The sequence below is a fragment of the Mesorhizobium sp. WSM4808 genome (genome assembly GCF_055811675.1).
In genome coordinates this window covers 338,637-354,904 of sequence record NZ_JBVVQX010000006.1, presented here as the reverse complement: position 1 = coordinate 354,904, position 16,268 = coordinate 338,637, and the positions used below count along the sequence as shown (strand labels likewise).

Genomic DNA, 16,268 nt, shown 5'->3' with positions numbered 1-16,268 from the left:
CCCCTGTTCTTCCACCCCCCCTTATACCCCCAGCAGGGTGGAACACCCTAGAAGGGGCTGGAAACCCCTTCCGGTTTTCCACACAAGCCAAAGCAAAGAAAACAAGGGCGAGCAGCATGAACCAGACAATCAGATATCGTGGAACTCTTCCGCTATTGAACTGGCTTAGGAAAAACGACGTGGACTCTGTCCAGGCAGTTGCGCGAGCGCTTGTGGACACGAAACCTGACGGCGGCGCGAACGCAGACGAACTCGATCGCGAAATGCGTCCGACTGTCGGCGAGCTGATGCGAGCGGCCAGCGATGCTTTCCGTGTCTATGTGCGTAATGGCGGTCGGCATGTCGGAAAGGGCTATCGACGCCTAGCGGGCAAGACCTATCGCGACGATGAATGGCAGTTTCTTGGCGACCTAATTTTCTACAGAGGCGCACTCAGAGAATGGGGGCAGACCAGGGCAGGAAAGAAGCTCAAGCCGAAGGACGACGTGAGGGGCAACGGCAAGAGCAAGCGCAGCGCCGCTAGATATATGAAGGTCCGGCCGACAACGCCACTTCCCGGTGACGCGGTAGGGCTGGAACGCGTGGCATGCCTGCCTACTGGTGCAGGTGGCAACGGTGCGGCCTACGACCCACTTCCCGGAGTCGAAGATAACCGCGCCGAACTCGCCCGCCTTATGGCAAGCGCACCACCGATTACGAGGCATCCGACAGTCACGGCCAAGGGGGCCTACTTCTTCGGTGGCATCTCGCGTCCGAAGCAGGGAACGAACTCCGGCACGGTGGGAGTATGGGACGCACCAGAAAAGCCCAGAGGTGAAGCCAGGGAAGTGTTGGACGAAATGGCTGCGGGCGGTTCGTTGAAGTCCCTCGGCGTGCGGCTGGGGTATGGCCCGCAGTACGCGGATCGCGCAGCCAAACGTGCCTTGCTCGATACCGCCAAGATGCTCGTTGCGATGAATGACAACAACGGGAAGACAAGTATCGCCGCATAACGTGCCAGATCGTGGCGCGTTGTAGCGTATATGTATGAGAATATTGTTGGGCGGCGCTTTTGCGTCGCCTTTTTCTTTGCCCAAAATTCAATCTTATCGACATAAGGAGGCCGGACATGGCCGAATGGACAGCCCGCGACTTCAGTGTCGCGGAAGCCGCTGCCTTGGCCGGACTTCGGCGCGGCACACTAGACGCATGGGTGCACCGCATTCGTGACGCAGAAGTTCTCTTCAGCGAGCGCCGCAAAAGTCGCCGCTGGTTCAGCCCGCAGGACATTTGCATTCTTCGCGTCGGCTACGAGCTGGAGCGCGCCGGCCGCAATTGGCTGACCGCAATCGCGCAAGCGTTCGAACACCTGCAGCACCCGCCGCCAGACGATGCAGTGCTGGTGGTCGACGTCATGTCTGTTTCGTCAGCATCCGGCCGCATCATATCCGACCGCGACGTTGAGCGGCTAGCCGTCGACAAATCGAAAATCCTCATTCCGATCGGCACCATCTCTGCCGACATTATCGCGCGCTGCGCCGAAATTTATGGAGGCGCCCTTGTGGCCGTTTAAATCCCGCCAACCCGCCGTCGAGCAGAAATCCCTAGCTGCCCCTGACGAGGAGCTGTTGGCCATCCTTGGCGCCACCGTGACCGGTACGGCAGCTGTATCGGCCAGCGTGGCGCTTACCGTGCCGGCAGTGTCCGCCGCGGTGCGCGTGCTGTCCGAAGCAGCAGCGACGCTCGACGTCCGCGTACAGCGGAAGGACGGCGACGCGTGGGTTGACGACGAGGAACATCCAGCATGGTGGCTCCTTCGCGGCGATGCCTGCCCATGGTCTTCAGGCTTCGAAACCATCCGCGACCTTGTTGCCGAGGCGCTGACTCGCGATGCTGGCGGCTTGGCGTGGGTCAACCGCGTCGAGGGCAAGCCTGTCGAGATTATCCACTATCGCGACCATGTCATCTCGGTTGAGTACGCCGATACCGGCGAGCCGACATACCGCCTGTCAGGTAAGGCGGTTACGGCCAGTGACATCATTCACCTTACGGGACCATTTGCCAAAAGCCCGTTGAATATGGCGGCTGAAGCAATCGGCGTCGCTCACAAGATGGAGCAACATGCAGCGAAGCTATTCACCAGCGGCGCCAGGCCGGCTGGTGTGCTCCAGTTTCCTACCGGCGTTAAACTTGGCGACACGGCACTGGCCAAAATCAAGGCCGGCTGGAACGCCGCTTTCGGTGGATCCGGTAACGGCGCCGGTACGGCGATTACGTGGGATGGCGCAGAATGGAAGGCCTTGTCCTTCTCCAGCGTCGACAGCCAATTCCAAGAGCTTCGGACCTTCCAAGTCCAAGAGGTGGCACGCGCGTTCCGGGTACCGCCGGGTATGCTTTACGAAATGTCGCGGCAGACATGGTCGAACATGACGCAGGCGACACGCGAGTTCTTGGTGTTCTCGCTAGAGCCGTGGCTGCGGTCACTCGAGGCCGCGCTTACCAGGGCGCTCATCGCGCCAGGCGATCGTAAGACGTTCCGTATCTGGTTCGAACGTGATGACCTCACCCGTGCCGACCTAGGCGAACGCGCAACAGCCTACTCGTCCTTAATTACCAGCCGCGTCATCAATCCAAACGAAGCTCGCGAGTGGGAGGGCATGCCGCCTTATTCGGCCGGCAATGAATTCGCCAATCCCAATGTCAGCGGCGTCAAGCCGGCAAACGACAATCAACCTGTAAAGGCAGCCGCCTAATGGAGCGCCTATTCTTCGAAACTAAGTTTCTTGCCGGCGATGCTGGCGAGATTGAAGGGCTGGCTTGGCCGTTCGCAACACCCGACCGTGTCGGCGACGTTATCGAAAAGGGGGCATTTGCTAACGCTGCCTTGCCGCTCCCTATGCTGTTTGGCCACGACCCTGACGATCCTGTTGGAGCGTGGACTGAAGCGACGGAAGCCACGGACGGATTGCGCCTTAAAGGCAGACTCCTAGTCGGTGAGGTGCGTCGCGCCGACGAAGTGCGCAGCCTAGTTAGGGCCGGTGCAGTCCGCGGTCTATCCATCGGCTTTATCACCAAGAAGGCGATGCCCCGTAAGGGCGGTGGACGCCTCATAAGTTCACTTGAATTGCTCGAGGCATCGCTCGTTGCGATTCCCATGCATCCCGGCGCTCGGGTTACCAGCGCAAAGTCGGCGGTGCGCGCGCTTGAACTTGCCGCCGCAATTAACAGGCTCGCTGCAGCGATCCGAAACTAGGGAATATTCCAAACATGCGTAATGCAAACAACGCCCTTGTCACCAAGGGCGAAGACGAAAACGTTGACACCATCGTTACTAAGGCACTCGCCGATTTGCAGAAGTCGGTTGATGACCGCCTTAAGGCAGTCGAGACCAAGACGGCTGCGAACGACAACACCAAGCTTGTCGACCGTCTGGCCGCCGTCGAAACCAAGCTCAATCGCCCTACCTTTCTCAAGGGTGCCAACGACAACGAGCCGACCGAAGAGCGCAAGGCTTTCGTTAGCTATTTGCGCCGCGGCAAGGAGTCGATGGTCGCCGAAGAGACCAAATCCCTCCGAATTGCGGACGACACGAGCGGTGGCTATTTCGCCACAGCCGAGTTCACTACGGAAGTCATCAAGGGCATTGTAGAGCGTTCGCCTATCCGCCAGGCGGCTCGCGTTGGCAGCACGGCTAGCAGTTCGGTTCTGTTGCCTAAGCGCACCGGCCGTCCGACCGGCTATTGGGTTGGTGAAACCGAGACCCGCACCAGCACAGAGTCGGCTTACGGCCAGCTTGAAGTGCCAATTCACGAAATGGCTTGTTACGTCGACGTTTCGACGCGCCTGCTTGAGGACGCTGCCGTTAACGTCGAGAGCGAAGTTGCTTTTGATCTTGCCGAAGAGTTCGGGCGCCTCGAAGCCGCTGCCTTTATGGACGGCGACGGCGTTAAGAAGCCGCTTGGTGTTATGGCGACGTCTGGCGTTGCATACAGCTTCACCGGCAACGCTTCGACGCTTGGCACTGCACCAGCCGACACGCTCATCGACGCCTTCTATGAGCTTTCCGCTTACTACCGCAACCGAGCGGTTTGGATGATGAACGGATCGACGTTGGCGGCCGTGAGGAAATTGAAAGACGGCAGCACGGGCGCATACCTGTGGGCGCCGGGCCTTAGCGCTTCGACTCCGGAAACGATCCTTGGCCGTCCGGTTATCGAAGACCCAACGATGGATGATGTTGGCGCCGCTGCGGAGCCGATCGTTCTTGGTGACTTCGATTCCGCGTTCCGCATTTATGACAGGCTCAACCTGTCCATCATGCGCGACCCGTACAGCCAGGCCACCTCTGGTTTGGTGCGCTTCCATGCGCGCCGCCGCGTTGGCGCCGGTATGGTTTTGGCCGAAGCACTACGCAAAATCCGCTGCGCGACCTCGTAAAACTACATCGCCTGCGCAATGCAGTTAGGGCGGTCCCAGACCAGTGGCCGCCCATTTCCCTTCAAATCATAGGAGCGCACATGCGCGATCTAGCTCACAACCTTGGGGCTGTTAATGCCCTTTCGCCTGCCGTGCAGGCTGCCACTATCAAGGGCAACGCAATCGACTTGCTAGGCTTCGACAGTGTCATGTTCACTGTCGTTACTGGCGCCATTGCCTCTTCCGGCAACTTCACCATCACAGTGCAGGAATCCGACACTACGACTGACGGCGACTTTACTGACGCTGCGGCTTCGGCCCTGATAGGCTCGAGCCTCGTCAACCCGCTCACTGCGGATGGCGCGTTCAAGATCAGTTATATCGGGTTCAAAAGGTATGCCCGTATCGTGGCAACCAAGAACTCAGGCACGTCGATTGCGGCCGGCGCTGTTGCTATCAAAGGCAGAGCCTACAGCAAGCCCGTAGCCTAACCCCATCCGGCGGGGGACATTTGAGGGCACCGCTACGCACGTAGCTCACGGGCCTGCCCGACAGCGAACTCATGGATGCGGCCCGCCAAGGTCTTCAACGATCCGTTCAATCCATGAAGGTCCAGATACCAGCCGCGCCTCCTTTCCTCATGGGTCACACCATGAGCGTCGGCTAAGGGTCAATTAGCGGGTGGCATGCAGGACGCTGCCATCCGCTTTCAAAATAAAAAGGGAGGTGGCTTTCGCCAACCTCCCGGTATTCTAAATTGACTAACGCTTTCGTCGCTTTTTCTTTTCTTCTCCTTCCTTGTTGAAAAGTGCCCAAGTCTGTCGAGCAATAAAAATTACGTTGCTCAACGCGCGAATAAAATCACCGAGGTCGAAGCCCTCCATGGTTGTTTCTCCTTCTATTTACAGTTTGCTTCATCAGCATCACCATTTTTTCTGGTGCATTGGCACACGCCTTAACCGGCTCATTCCGGCAGACGCGCCAACACCCACACCATACCATAATTCCGACGAAAGAAAACGATGCCCAACGTCATATGCGCGTGCGGCTATAGCATGCCAAAGGGCGTCAAATGCCCGTGCCAACAGCGCAACGCCAAGACACGCCAGGCAGCCAACGACGCCAAGCGTGGCAGCACCTCCGAGCGTGGCTATACTGCGGAGTGGCAGCGCGAGAGCCGAGCCTTCCTGGCCGCCCTAGGCGCCCCGCTATGCGCCTGTGGCTGCGGCAGGCCAGCCAACATGGTCGATCATATCAAGGCGCCGAAAGGCGACATGGTACTGTTCTGGGATCGCACCAACTGGCAGCCCTATAACCGTGGCTGCAACAGCAGAAAGAACATACGCAGTGAGGGTGGGTTCGGGCGTTAGCGCAACGATCTCGCTATGCTTTCAACCTTTGAGATTGCGTCATCGATACGACGCTTCGCCTTCTGGCCGTCGTCATGTGAAGCAGCGCTTCTAGCTGCTGCCAATTCGCCTGACACTACAGCAGATAGTTCACGCGAAGCACGCTGCATCTTACGCTTGATCTCTTCTAGCTCCATCATCGCCTCCCTTTTGCCGGGCCGACAATGACACGCCCCCACCAGGTCGGCAACTTTTGTCGACTCCTCCCTAACCACTCGCCCCCACACAGTTCGCAATAAATCGAAAATAGGAATTTGGACCTATGGCATTAGTCATTGTCACGGCGCCGTCTGTCGAGCCGATCACGCTTGCGGAGCTTAAGGCGCATGTCCGCGTCGACCATAGCGACGACGACAGCTTGCTCGTGGCAAAGGGCCTGGCGGCACGCCAGTACGTGGAGCGCTTCGTCGGCAAGCCGCTTATTTCGACCACCTATGATCTGGTTCTGGATGCCTTCCAGCGCGGGCCGATGCAGATCCCCAAAGGACCGCTTCAGGCTGTGACGTACGTCAAGTATGTCGACGCAACTTCGGGCTTGGAAACGACGCTCGCAACCGACCAATATGCCGTGGATACCGCAAGCGATCCGGGTTGGATTGCACCGGGTGATGTCGGCTGGCCGGCAACAACACCAACCATCAACGCTGTCCGCGTTCGCTTCATTGCTGGTTACGGCGACGCAGCAGAAGACGTCCCGATGCCATTGCGGGAAGCCATCCTTCAGATCGCTGCCCAAGAATACGAATGCCGGGAGGCTTCGTCACACGGCGATAAGGCAGCCGCAATTCCATACGGAGTCGGTGACATCCTGTCAGAGTACCGGGAGTGGTCCTTCTGATGCGTGGACGAAAGGCGACAGTTACGGCGCTCGACGGCGCACTATCGAGGGTGCCGCCACCACCAAAGGATATGCCTGCACGCGCTACTAGAGAATGGCGGAAGGTGCTCGGCGTGCTGGTGGAGCAGCGAAAGATTGCTGATCATGAGCTGCCTCTTGTGGACGCCTACTGCCGCGTCGTGGACCACATCGGCGCCTGCGAGGTAGCGATTGCCGAGCACGGATTAACGATGGTCTCGCCGTCAGGTGAGACCAAGCGCCGACCCGAAACCACTCTCTTGAAGGAATACCACTCGACGCTCGCGCGCCTCGCAGACGCTCTTGGTTTGGCGCCAGCGTCAAGAAGCAAAAACAAAGGAGGCGCCATTGGAAACGACGACGCCGACGACTTGGGGGACATCTAATGCGTGGATCTTCGATGACAGCCCAATACCCGACCCGCACGGCAAAGGTGAGCGTGCAGTCCGTTTCGTCAAAGCGCTCCGCCACCCAAAATCAAATCTTCCGGGAAATGCTTTCCAGTTGGACCGCTGGCAAGAGCGCATCATCCGCCGCGTCTACGGCGACACAAAGCCGGACGGCACACGTCGAATCAAGACAGTCTTTGCGCTAATCCCGCGCGGCAATCGCAAGACAACGCTTGGAAGCGCTCTCTGTCTCGTAGGCTTGGGACCAGAGCGCATCCCGCGTAGCCAGGTCGTATCGGCGGCCGTCGACCGCGATCAATCCCGTATCGCGCTCGAGGAAATGACCGGCATCATTCGGGCGCATCCTCGCCTTGAAGAAGCGTTTCAGATTCAGGATACAAAGAACCGCATAACGCATCGTAGGAGCGGCGCGTTCTATAGAGCGATGTCGGCTGATGCTGCCACTGCTCACGGCAGGACGCCTGTCTTTGCGCTCGTTGACGAGCTACATGCCTGGAAGAAGCGTGACCTTTGGGACGCGATTAAAACCGGCTTGGTGAAGACACCAGGCTCGCTGCTTGTGGTGACCACCACAGCCGGCATAGGCCGCGAAAACATCGCTTACGATATGTACAGCTATGCGCGGCAAGTGGCATCCGGCGCCATCGAAGACGATGCGTTCCTGCCGATCTTGTTCGAGGCCGACAAAGACGAAGACTGGCGCGACGAGTCAGTGTGGCATCGGGTCAATCCCGGCCTGTCATGCACCCCGTCATACCCTGACGTTGACGGTATGCGGCAGATGGTGCGGGAAGCCGAACACCGGCCAGCCGATCGCGCCATGTTCCAGCAGTTGCACCTCAACATCTGGCAAGATGGTGCAGCCAATCCTGAGTGGGATCTTGGCATATGGGATCAATGCGTTAGCGAAGTGGATCTAGAGGCGCTGCGCGGTAAGCATGCCTGGCTTTCCGCCGACCTTGCCAAGCGTACCGACCTCGCAGCCGTTGCGGCCTGCATAGAACTAGAAGACGGTCGCTATGCGCTGCACGTGCAGTCGTTCGCGCCCGAGGAGGGCATACGAAGGCGAGCCGATAACGACAGTGCACCGTACCAACTATGGGCGGAACAGGGCTACCTCACGGCCTGTCCTGGTGACATCGTCGACCGCGGCATTATCGAAGAGCACATACGCCGCTTGTGCGGTCTTCTGGACGTTCAGGAAGTCGCGTTCGATCAGTATCTAGCCCGCGAAATCATGGAAAACCTCGAAGCAGATGGCATCCCGGTTGCGGCCTTCCCGCAGACACTCGCCAACTACGCTAAGCCTGTCGATGACTTTGAGCAGTTGATGCTTACGCGTCACGTTGTACACGACGGTAACCCGTGTCTCCGGTGGGCAATCGGCAACGTTGTGATGATGTCCGACCAGTCTGGCAACAGGCGACCAAACAAAGCTCGTGCCGCCGACCGTATCGACCCGGCCGTCAGTGCCATCATGAGCTGCGGACGCGCTGTGGCGGGCGCAAGCGGGCTGTCCATGTACGAAACCGCCGACGAGTCGGCCTTCCACTTCTAGGCATTAGGAACCCCACAAATGACCACCACCCAACGCGCCTCGGCGCGACCGCACAACCGTGCTCAGCCACCGGCCACGAACGTACTAGATGAAGACGGCTGCAGAGTGCCGAGAGGGTTTTTCCCAACTGACGCGGCACCGGCCGCCGAGCGCGTCGAGAAACAACCCGACGTCGCAACCACCCCTGAACAGATCGCCGATGCCTGGGGCATGACCTACGGCATGATCGGCCTTGGAGCTCGTTTATCACAATGACAAACTATTATGTTCGCTCGGGCGCTGCTGGCGCCGCAACAGGTGCCGATTGGGCAAACGCCTACCTGACGTTGGCCGCCGCACTATCGGGCAAGGCGGCCGGCGACACGTTCTATGTTTCGGAAGATCACGCCGAGAGCACGAGTGGTTCTATCACACTGACGAGCCCCGGCACTCTTGCCAATCCCTGCCGTATCCTCTGCGTCAATCACGCGGGGTCCGTCCCGCCAGTTTCGGCAGACCTTGCCACAACCGGGCAAATCTCAACGACCGCTGCTGGCTCGATCACAATCGCCGGCTCCTGCTTTGTCTACGGCGCAATTTTCAATGTTGGGTCATCCGGCGCCCCCAACTTCGTCACGAACGGAGGGGCATCGACGTCGCAGGTTTTCAAGAACGGCCGCATCAACCTGATCAGCACAGGAAGCATTTCGCTGGGAACGGCAGGCAACGGCGCCTGCTTCTGTGTGTTCGACAATACTGTCGCCAACTTCTCCAGTGTTGCAGCTGGCATATTGGTGAACTGTGACTTTCGCTGGGAAAACACGGCTAACCCTCTTCCTGGGCAGGCTCCGACAACCCTATTTTCATTTACCGCAGCCCGTGGTGCGCACGTCGAATGTCACGGGGTCGACTTCAGTGCCGTCGGGTCGGGGAAGGTTTTGGTCAGCCCGGTATCAGGTACTGCGGTGCGAGCACGTTTTGTGGATTGCAAACTGAACGCATCCGTCACGCCGCCTTCGGCGCCCAGCTCTCACGGAACGGCGGAAGTCGAACTCATCCGCTGTGCCAGCGACGGCACTAACTATAGGCATGGTCGCTACACCTATCCAGGCTCGCAGATCGAGGAAACGACCGTAGTTCGAACTGGGGGCGCGTCGGACGGGACGACGCCGCTGGCTCAGAAGATCGTCACCACGGCGAATGCATCTTTCCATCTTCCATTTGAAAGCCTTCCGATCGGTATTTGGAATGACGTCACGGGCTCATCCGTCACGGCAACAGTGCAAGGTATCTGGGGCGGCGGCGCGGTCCCCAATGATGATGAAATCTGGCTTGAAGTCGAATATCTCGGCGACGCGGCTTCGCCGCTTGCGTCGTTTGTCAACGACAGCAAAGCCGACGTCCTCGCATCAGCCGCTGGCCAGACCGCCGGTAGCGGCACGTGGGGAGGAAGCACCACCAAGTTCGAATTATCGAAGGCGTTTACCGCACAGCAAAAGGGCTGGATTTTCGTCCGTGTCAAAGTCGCGAAAGCGTCATCGACGTTCTACATCGATCCGAAGGTGACGCTGACATGAAGTCTCAGCGATAGGCTTTCGTCATCCCTGATCCGGGCTTTCCACCCTCGTAAACGTCCTTCCACCAAGGTGGATCCCCCGCAGGCTGAGTCGGAATTCCCATACCTTTTCTGCGCCCATGACAATGACGAAATTGCACCCCGCTTCCGCACGGACAGTTGGAGCCGCGACGGAACATTGGAGGCGCTTTAAAAATAGGCAGGTCGCCGCCCCATATTTTCATGTCTTTAAATATCGCCCCCCCGGAAATGAACGTCGGCGAAAAGACGGCAGTGTCTTTCAGCGTGTGATGCTGGTAGTCCGCGCCCTCAAACGCACGTAAAATTACAGACGAAAAATCGGGGCCAATCGCACCGATTGGGGCTTTCTGGCCTTTGCGCACTACGATGGCGGCTGCCGCTTCTTCCAATCGTTCGGCGGCTAGCCTCATCCGCTCGATCGCCAGTTCCCTCAAAACGAGGAGCGGCTTATCCTTTTCCAGAAAGGACTCGATTATGCTTACATCCGTGTTTCGGATGCCTTCCTCCGATCCCCACGCGCCGAATCCCCTGCCGCGAGGCACTTTGATCTCGTGTCGATAGGTGCGCTTTACTCCTTTGAGGTCGCTCACCGGGGCGTTTTCGATAATTGCCAAAAAAGGAATTGCGACGGTGCGCCCGAGGATATCCGCTCGGTAGTCGAAACCGTTAATGACGACTGTCAGGGCCTTGTTTTTGTCGCTGAGTGCTCTGAAATTGGGATGCTTAATCGACTGCTCGTTTAGAGCGTCACATAGACGGCTCGTGAACTCATCTGGCCTGAGGCCTAGTTGGACCAGCTTTTCTGTCTCTTTCTCGAGGAAAAGCTGGGTGTCCCATCGACTCGCCCGCGCAAGACCCGTGAACGCCACATGGCATTTGAAATGATGGTTCGCGGCAAAAATCGCTTTGTTGAAATCGTCGTCGACCAATTGGCCATTTGCCGTAAGCCGGCGATCGGACGCTACGATCCATTCCATCTTCGATGTCGTGAGAAGCGCTAGAACTAACGTCATTGCCGCCGACCCTCAGAACCAAGCCAGTCCTTCTTTTCGCGCTGCCATGTTGCGCAAGCGGCGGCGCTCCGGTGAACACCTGGCAACATTACTGCTTCGAGCGGTCGGGCTCAACGCTTCGGCTCTATGCTGGGTGGCGTCATGGAAAACAGTTCGACCACCATCTTGGGAAATGCCTTGTTCATGAAACGCCGGCCCCTCCTTGCGCTCGCACGCCTGGCCCGCCTGCTATGTTGGCTTATCGACAAGCGGGATCTTTCGCTTGGGCGGGACATAGGCGCTCACCAGACGGACGACATCGTCCTTCACTGTCACCGGCCCGCCGAGATCGACGGTCACCTTGTCCCCGTCGATCCTCGTAACGTCGCCGATCAACTCGATGGGTTGGCCCTTCTTCACCTTGGTCGTCGGGTCGACAATCGAATGTGGGAAGCCATAGCTTGGTATCGTGACGCTGACGCGATCCTCCGTGACCCGCCTTCGCACCGTGGCCATGATTGCCACCTCGTCGCCAATCTTGATGCCCCTTGCCATAGGCAGAGTCTGGGGCGGGCCAAGGCTTAGTCAAGGGATTGCTAATGTATCAGTGGCTCGTGTAGTTGCCGTCAACCACGCCACCGAGGTTCTCGTTTAAGCTTCCCTTTATGAGGGCCACGCCCTTGCCATGCGCGTCGGCGCCATCGCAATACGCAGCGATGGCGATGCTCAGTTGCCCGTCGTGACCCGCAGCCTTCCAGCCTTCGGTCGAAACGTGTACGAATATTCCAGGTCCGCTGAAATCGTTGGCCTCGATGCGTCTAATGCTGTCTATCGTGTTATCCCATGACGCAAGCACGGCTTTTGCATTAATCTTGGCGCAGCCCTCGTAGACTGCAGTATTGACGCCTGAAGCAGCGATGCTGTCCGCAGAGCCTCCGTCAGGGCGTGCCTTGAACATCCAAACAAAGCCGATCGCGACGACAGCGACGGCTGCAATCCTTGCTCGTTCGCCCATACGTCGACGCCCCCCTGACGTTGTGCGAAGGATGCAGCGCAAGCTTTGCCCCCGCAAGGGCGCGCATCACGATTTCAGGAAAAGAAGGATGGCCGGCGCCGCATGTGTTTGCTGCTGATATGGGTTCCATAAAATAAACTTGGAGTCCAGCCGAAATATTCCCGAGTACAAATAGGCGCTTTCGCATAATCGGCAATGGCAGTTTAGGCGAAAACGCCTTTAACAGTTTAGGTTGTGGAAATTAATAAATCGATGTTGCGGTAATAGCCAGCCAGGATCATTGAGGCGGCCGAAAGCCGATGGCGGTTTTCTTCAACCACACTCGAATAGAAGATGAAATACAATGCGAATCTCATTCGGCAGGAGAAGTGCCCGATCTGCAAACGACAATTTTCTATTTAATCTAGGTGACCTTGTTGAACACGCCAGCGGACAGTTTCCAGGGCTCGTAACGTTCCGTGCGCATACCGCGAGGCGAAGCGGAGGCTCAGGTCCGGACGTGTATGAAGTCGAACTGGTCAGTGGCTCGTGCCTTGGTCAGCGTAGAATAATTGTCGGGTCGGCTCTCCGAAGGGTTGCACCGCAATTCGTGGCTGCGACCGGGCGTCTTGAGCTCGCCGCATAGACGAACCGCAGCTTTGCAATTTTATCCATTCCGAAATAGTTTGGCACATCGATTGTAGGCGCTTGATCACGTCTATAGGCGAGTGTGGGCCGGCGCATCGGTGGGCGTCGGCCTTTTTAGTTGCTGGCTATCCTCACGCCAGAATGATCGATGAATTCGACGCCCGCAGCCTCAAGAGCTGCGCGGATAGCTGCTAGGTTGTTTCTGCCCGGCACCCGCCTCTCCTTTTCGAAATCAATGATGACACCGCGCGAAACGTCGGCCGCTGCAGCCAACGTGTTCTGATCCATATCCAACAGGGCACGGGCAGCCCTACACTGCCCCGGCGAAATCGACTTTATGTCCAACGTTGTATTCCTTGTTGACATTGAAGTGTACGTTGAACATTATGTCCGACATTGGACTCAAGCGCAACGAGGAGCGAACCATGAACACCCACGCAGTTAATGAGAGCTGGAAATTCAACGTCGGCCAAATGGTCACGCACAGAGACCAGTCGATGCCGGCGCTGGTGATGACGCGCCACAAGGCTGGCCGGTTGGGGGAGTTATATGGCGTCCTCCGTCAGGATGACTGCGATGTGCCGTATCTCACGATTTTGGGTGAAGTGCTGGTGGCCAACTAAGCCCAAGCCGAAAAACAGAAGCCCGCTTCGGCGGGCTTTATGTTGTTGGTTATGTTGCAATTCGAAAACGCAATTTTATATAACGATTTCAATACAGGATGGCGGAGAGAGCGGGATTCGAACCCGCGTTACGGTCTCCCGTAAACACACTTTCCAGGCGTGCGCCTTCAACCACTCGGCCACCTCTCCGTCCATGCATGTCGCGTCGGCCGGTTTTGCCGCGCGGATTGGGGAGATGCACCTCCCTTGGGGCAAGGCGGAACTTCCGCCGTCGGCGCCGCCAACCAGCGAACGCCCTTCCCCGCACCTGAGCCGTCGAAGCAACAGGCGCGGGGCTCATCTAGTCGATCCGGCGCCGAATGCCAAGCCATAACGGCAGTCTATTCGCTTTGCCGGCCACACAGTGTTTCACAACGCGGCCGGCATGCCCGTTTTTACGGGCGCCGCCGCTGCAATGGTGTGCACAGGCACGACCGCCGGGCCGGCCGCCCTTGACTTCCCCCGAAGTTGCCTGTCGGGTGCCGAGGCTTTGCGGGGGCATCGTGCGCACATGACATCGAGCAATGGACAGACGCCAGTCAGGCGGCCGGACAGCGGGCTTTCCTTCGTGCCGGTGGGCTGGCTCGTCTTCGTCATGGCGTGGTCGGTCTACGGCCTGATCTCCGTCTGGCCCGCGGTCGGCGCCACCGGCCTGCCAGACAGCGTGTTTTACCTTGTCTATGGCGGGCTCGCCGTCGACATCGTCACCATCCTGTGGGGGCTTTACCTGCTCGGCCTCGCCTTCGGCCGCTCGGCCCGTTTCCCGCGCCAGTTCACCATCTGGCAGGTCGCCACAATCATCTGGCTGGTGGCCTGGCAGGCCTGTGCACTGACGATTTCGGATTTCGTCTTTTCGGGCCAGGCGCTTGCCATCACCGCTGCTCAAATCGCCATCGGGTTCCTCTGCATCTATCTGCTGCGCCGTGGATCCGAAGCCGATGCCGTTTATGTCAATCCGGAAACCGAAAGCCCGCCTGTCTTCGTCTCGGTCGTCGCCGCGCTGCTCGGCATCGTCCTGGGCGCGGTCATCGGCGCCGTGGGCGGATTCGCCATCGGCTCGGTGATCGCTGATGCCACCAAGATGAGCTGTTTCGAGGGCGCCTGCGGCTATTTCGCCGTGTTCACCGGCTTGGCCGGCCTGGTGATCGGCGCCATTGGCGGCGGCGTTTTCGCCGTCTGGCGTGTCCATCGGCGCAAAAGGAAGCCGGCCGCATAATTCGCGCAGAGCAACGAATCCGGGTTCACCCGGTCTTTGAAGACTTGGCCGGCACGTCGGTTTGCGAGGCACCAAACGCAAAAACCCGCCTGTGCGGCGGGTCGTCGGCGCAAGTCAGCACCATGTCGAAATTGTTAGCATAGCTGCCCTCACATGTCAATGAAAAGCTACCCGACCGACTGTCGTCCGGCCTTCTGTTGACCTGAGTTTGGAGTCTGCAAATTCGCGTATGGCGATTGCGATCCAGCCATGCGCATTCTATCTCTGAAAGGCCCCTCGGGAGGGGACCAGCCCGGAGGAGGGTTCTGATGTTTCGCTTCGTCTTTCGTCTTGCCGCAATGATCGCGCTGTCGATTTCCGTCATCATGGCGGTGCTCGACGCGACACGCACCGTGGCGGCCTCCGTGCTGGTGCTGACCCCGCTCAACACCAGTTGGCTGGCGGTCTCGCCCGACACGAGGGCCGCCTTCGAAACCTTCATCCGAACCAAGGCCAGCCCGCTGCTGTGGGACGGCGCCGTCGCCTGGGTGCTGAACCAGCCGGGCTTCGCCGTGTTCGCGGTGCTGGCTTTCCTGCTCTATGCGATAGGCTACAGGCGGCCACCGCGTGCTGGGCAGTTCGCCGCCACCTAGAGCATCGGACCCAAAAGCGGTTGCCGGTTTTGGGAATCCGATGCTCAAACAAAGCCGCCGTCATGCGGCTTCTTGCGTTTCACCCGGAGAGGAGCCGCGCATGTTCTTTCTCAGCGACATGCTGAACAAGAAGCTCAATCTGCCGAAGCCCTCCGAGGCCCTGCCGGGCCGCGCCAGGGCGATCCCGACCGCATCCAGGCACAAGGTCTTGAAAAGATCGCTCAAGGGTCCTTATCCCGAGAGGCTGGAGACGGCGATGTTCGGACTGGGCTGCTTCTGGGGTGCGGAGCGGCTGTTCTGGCAGATCGAAGGCGTCTGGGTCACGGCCGCCGGCTATGCCGGCGGCTTCACGCCCAATCCGACCTATCAGGAGACCTGCACCGGGCTTACCGGCCATGCCGAAGTGGTGCTGGTGGTCCATGACCCCGAGATCGTCTCCTATGCTGGGCTTCTGAAGCTGTTCTGGGAAAGGCACGACCCCACGCAGGGCATGCGCCAGGGCAATGATGTCGGCACCACCTATCGCTCCGCGATCTACACGAGCGACGAGGCGCAATTGCGGGCGGCGAGCGCCTCGCGCGATGCGTATGAGACCTCGCTGCGCGGTGCCGGCCACGGCAGGATCACCACCGAGATCGCGCCGGCGGCCGAATTCTACTTCGCAGAAGCCGATCACCAGCAATATCTGGCGAAGAACCCTTACGGCACGTGCAACCTCAAAGGCACCGGCGTCGCTTGCGCCATCCCTGCCGCTGCCTCCGCCTGACACTTGGCGCAAGGACAAGCTGCGGTGCGGCTTGTCCGCACCAAGCTTTTCCAAAAGGTCAAAATTCCGCGTGAATTTTGTTTCGGACCATGCCAGATTGCCGCCGAGCGGGAGGGAGTACACTCCTGGCTGACGTCGTATGCCTGCCGGAGAA

The 16,268-nt window shown here is 58.9% G+C and carries 21 protein-coding genes and 1 tRNA gene; 16 read left to right on the top strand and 6 right to left on the bottom strand.

Translation table 11 applies throughout. The features are described 5' to 3' along the window. Positions 1 to 116 precede the first annotated feature (116 nt). The 6 genes from AC0L2U_RS14140 to AC0L2U_RS14115 all read left to right on the top strand — a co-directional run bounded on the left by AC0L2U_RS14140 (position 117) and on the right by AC0L2U_RS14115 (position 4,886). Positions 117 to 992 (top strand): hypothetical protein, encoded by an 876-nt coding sequence (locus AC0L2U_RS14140; protein ID WP_473602066.1) that lies wholly within the window; start codon positions 117 to 119, stop codon positions 990 to 992. Positions 993 to 1,108: 116 nt separating this feature from the next. Continuing rightward, positions 1,109 to 1,552: a hypothetical protein gene (locus AC0L2U_RS14135; protein ID WP_473602065.1), complete on the top strand. Its 444-nt coding sequence runs from the start codon at positions 1,109 to 1,111 to the stop codon at positions 1,550 to 1,552. Beyond that, complete coding sequence (locus AC0L2U_RS14130; protein ID WP_473602064.1) at positions 1,539 to 2,732, top strand: phage portal protein; 1,194 nt, start codon at positions 1,539 to 1,541, stop codon at positions 2,730 to 2,732. The genes AC0L2U_RS14135 and AC0L2U_RS14130 overlap by 14 nt, the downstream gene beginning before the upstream one ends. After that, positions 2,732 to 3,232, top strand: a complete 501-nt coding sequence (locus AC0L2U_RS14125) for an HK97 family phage prohead protease (protein ID WP_473602063.1) — start codon at positions 2,732 to 2,734, stop codon at positions 3,230 to 3,232. Before AC0L2U_RS14130 ends, AC0L2U_RS14125 begins: the two co-directional genes overlap by 1 nt. A 14-nt stretch (positions 3,233 to 3,246) precedes the next feature. Then, a complete protein-coding gene (locus AC0L2U_RS14120; protein WP_473602062.1) occupies positions 3,247 to 4,416 on the top strand; it encodes a phage major capsid protein in 1,170 nt (389 codons plus the stop codon). 80 nt (positions 4,417 to 4,496) lie between these two features. Then, positions 4,497 to 4,886 (top strand): hypothetical protein, encoded by a 390-nt coding sequence (locus AC0L2U_RS14115; RefSeq protein ID WP_128287847.1) that lies wholly within the window; start codon positions 4,497 to 4,499, stop codon positions 4,884 to 4,886. A 270-nt stretch (positions 4,887 to 5,156) separates the two neighbouring features. Here AC0L2U_RS14115 and AC0L2U_RS14110 read toward each other — a convergent pair whose 3' ends face one another. Then, positions 5,157 to 5,279 (bottom strand): hypothetical protein, encoded by a 123-nt coding sequence (locus AC0L2U_RS14110; RefSeq protein ID WP_473602061.1) that lies wholly within the window; start codon positions 5,277 to 5,279, stop codon positions 5,157 to 5,159. Between the two features lie 171 nt (positions 5,280 to 5,450). Between AC0L2U_RS14110 and AC0L2U_RS14105 the strand changes: the two genes are divergently transcribed. The 6 genes from AC0L2U_RS14105 (at position 5,451) to AC0L2U_RS14080 (ending at position 10,184) form a co-directional block, all read left to right on the top strand. After that, a complete protein-coding gene (locus AC0L2U_RS14105; protein ID WP_473602060.1) occupies positions 5,451 to 5,765 on the top strand; it encodes an HNH endonuclease in 315 nt (104 codons plus the stop codon). 301 nt (positions 5,766 to 6,066) lie between these two features. Next, on the top strand, positions 6,067 to 6,642 hold the full coding sequence (locus tag AC0L2U_RS14100; protein ID WP_473602059.1) for a head-tail connector protein: 576 nt from the start codon (positions 6,067 to 6,069) through the stop codon (positions 6,640 to 6,642). Further along, on the top strand, positions 6,642 to 7,046 hold the full coding sequence (locus tag AC0L2U_RS14095) for a phage terminase small subunit P27 family (RefSeq protein ID WP_473602058.1): 405 nt from the start codon (positions 6,642 to 6,644) through the stop codon (positions 7,044 to 7,046). The genes AC0L2U_RS14100 and AC0L2U_RS14095 overlap by 1 nt, the downstream gene beginning before the upstream one ends. After that, positions 7,009 to 8,628 (top strand): terminase large subunit, encoded by a 1,620-nt coding sequence (locus tag AC0L2U_RS14090; protein ID WP_473602057.1) that lies wholly within the window; start codon positions 7,009 to 7,011, stop codon positions 8,626 to 8,628. Before AC0L2U_RS14095 ends, AC0L2U_RS14090 begins: the two co-directional genes overlap by 38 nt. Before the next feature lie 18 nt (positions 8,629 to 8,646). Further along, positions 8,647 to 8,883, top strand: coding sequence for a hypothetical protein (locus AC0L2U_RS14085; RefSeq protein WP_473602056.1), 237 nt, complete (start codon positions 8,647 to 8,649; stop codon positions 8,881 to 8,883). Then, complete coding sequence (locus AC0L2U_RS14080; protein ID WP_473602055.1) at positions 8,880 to 10,184, top strand: hypothetical protein; 1,305 nt, start codon at positions 8,880 to 8,882, stop codon at positions 10,182 to 10,184. The genes AC0L2U_RS14085 and AC0L2U_RS14080 overlap by 4 nt, the downstream gene beginning before the upstream one ends. Positions 10,185 to 10,188: 4 nt before the next feature. On the opposite strand, the gene AC0L2U_RS14075 is transcribed toward AC0L2U_RS14080, so the two are convergent. The 4 genes from AC0L2U_RS14075 to AC0L2U_RS14060 all read right to left on the bottom strand — a co-directional run bounded on the left by AC0L2U_RS14075 (position 10,189) and on the right by AC0L2U_RS14060 (position 13,183). Then, positions 10,189 to 11,181 (bottom strand): YecA family protein, encoded by a 993-nt coding sequence (locus AC0L2U_RS14075; RefSeq protein ID WP_473602054.1) that lies wholly within the window; start codon positions 11,179 to 11,181, stop codon positions 10,189 to 10,191. 264 nt (positions 11,182 to 11,445) lie between these two features. Continuing rightward, on the bottom strand, positions 11,446 to 11,751 hold the full coding sequence (locus AC0L2U_RS14070; protein WP_473602053.1) for a hypothetical protein: 306 nt from the start codon (positions 11,749 to 11,751) through the stop codon (positions 11,446 to 11,448). A gap of 49 nt (positions 11,752 to 11,800) precedes the next feature. Next, on the bottom strand, positions 11,801 to 12,211 hold the full coding sequence (locus AC0L2U_RS14065) for a hypothetical protein (RefSeq protein WP_473602052.1): 411 nt from the start codon (positions 12,209 to 12,211) through the stop codon (positions 11,801 to 11,803). A gap of 741 nt (positions 12,212 to 12,952) precedes the next feature. Continuing rightward, positions 12,953 to 13,183: a helix-turn-helix domain-containing protein gene (locus AC0L2U_RS14060; RefSeq protein ID WP_348639501.1), complete on the bottom strand. Its 231-nt coding sequence runs from the start codon at positions 13,181 to 13,183 to the stop codon at positions 12,953 to 12,955. Between the two features lie 80 nt (positions 13,184 to 13,263). Between AC0L2U_RS14060 and AC0L2U_RS14055 the strand changes: the two genes are divergently transcribed. Continuing rightward, positions 13,264 to 13,461 (top strand): hypothetical protein, encoded by a 198-nt coding sequence (locus AC0L2U_RS14055; RefSeq protein ID WP_473602051.1) that lies wholly within the window; start codon positions 13,264 to 13,266, stop codon positions 13,459 to 13,461. 99 nt (positions 13,462 to 13,560) lie between these two features. Here the strand turns inward: AC0L2U_RS14055 and AC0L2U_RS14050 are convergent. Further along, positions 13,561 to 13,650: transfer RNA gene (locus AC0L2U_RS14050), tRNA-Ser, on the bottom strand. Between the two features lie 361 nt (positions 13,651 to 14,011). On the opposite strand from AC0L2U_RS14050, the gene AC0L2U_RS14045 reads away from it, so the two are divergent. The 3 genes from AC0L2U_RS14045 (at position 14,012) to msrA (ending at position 16,114) form a co-directional block, all read left to right on the top strand. After that, positions 14,012 to 14,716, top strand: a complete 705-nt coding sequence (locus AC0L2U_RS14045) for a hypothetical protein (RefSeq protein WP_245482561.1) — start codon at positions 14,012 to 14,014, stop codon at positions 14,714 to 14,716. A 308-nt stretch (positions 14,717 to 15,024) separates the two neighbouring features. Further along, positions 15,025 to 15,348 (top strand): hypothetical protein, encoded by a 324-nt coding sequence (locus AC0L2U_RS14040; protein ID WP_127266916.1) that lies wholly within the window; start codon positions 15,025 to 15,027, stop codon positions 15,346 to 15,348. Between the two features lie 100 nt (positions 15,349 to 15,448). Continuing rightward, positions 15,449 to 16,114, top strand: coding sequence for a peptide-methionine (S)-S-oxide reductase MsrA (msrA, locus tag AC0L2U_RS14035; RefSeq protein ID WP_473602050.1), 666 nt, complete (start codon positions 15,449 to 15,451; stop codon positions 16,112 to 16,114). Positions 16,115 to 16,268 lie beyond the last annotated feature (154 nt).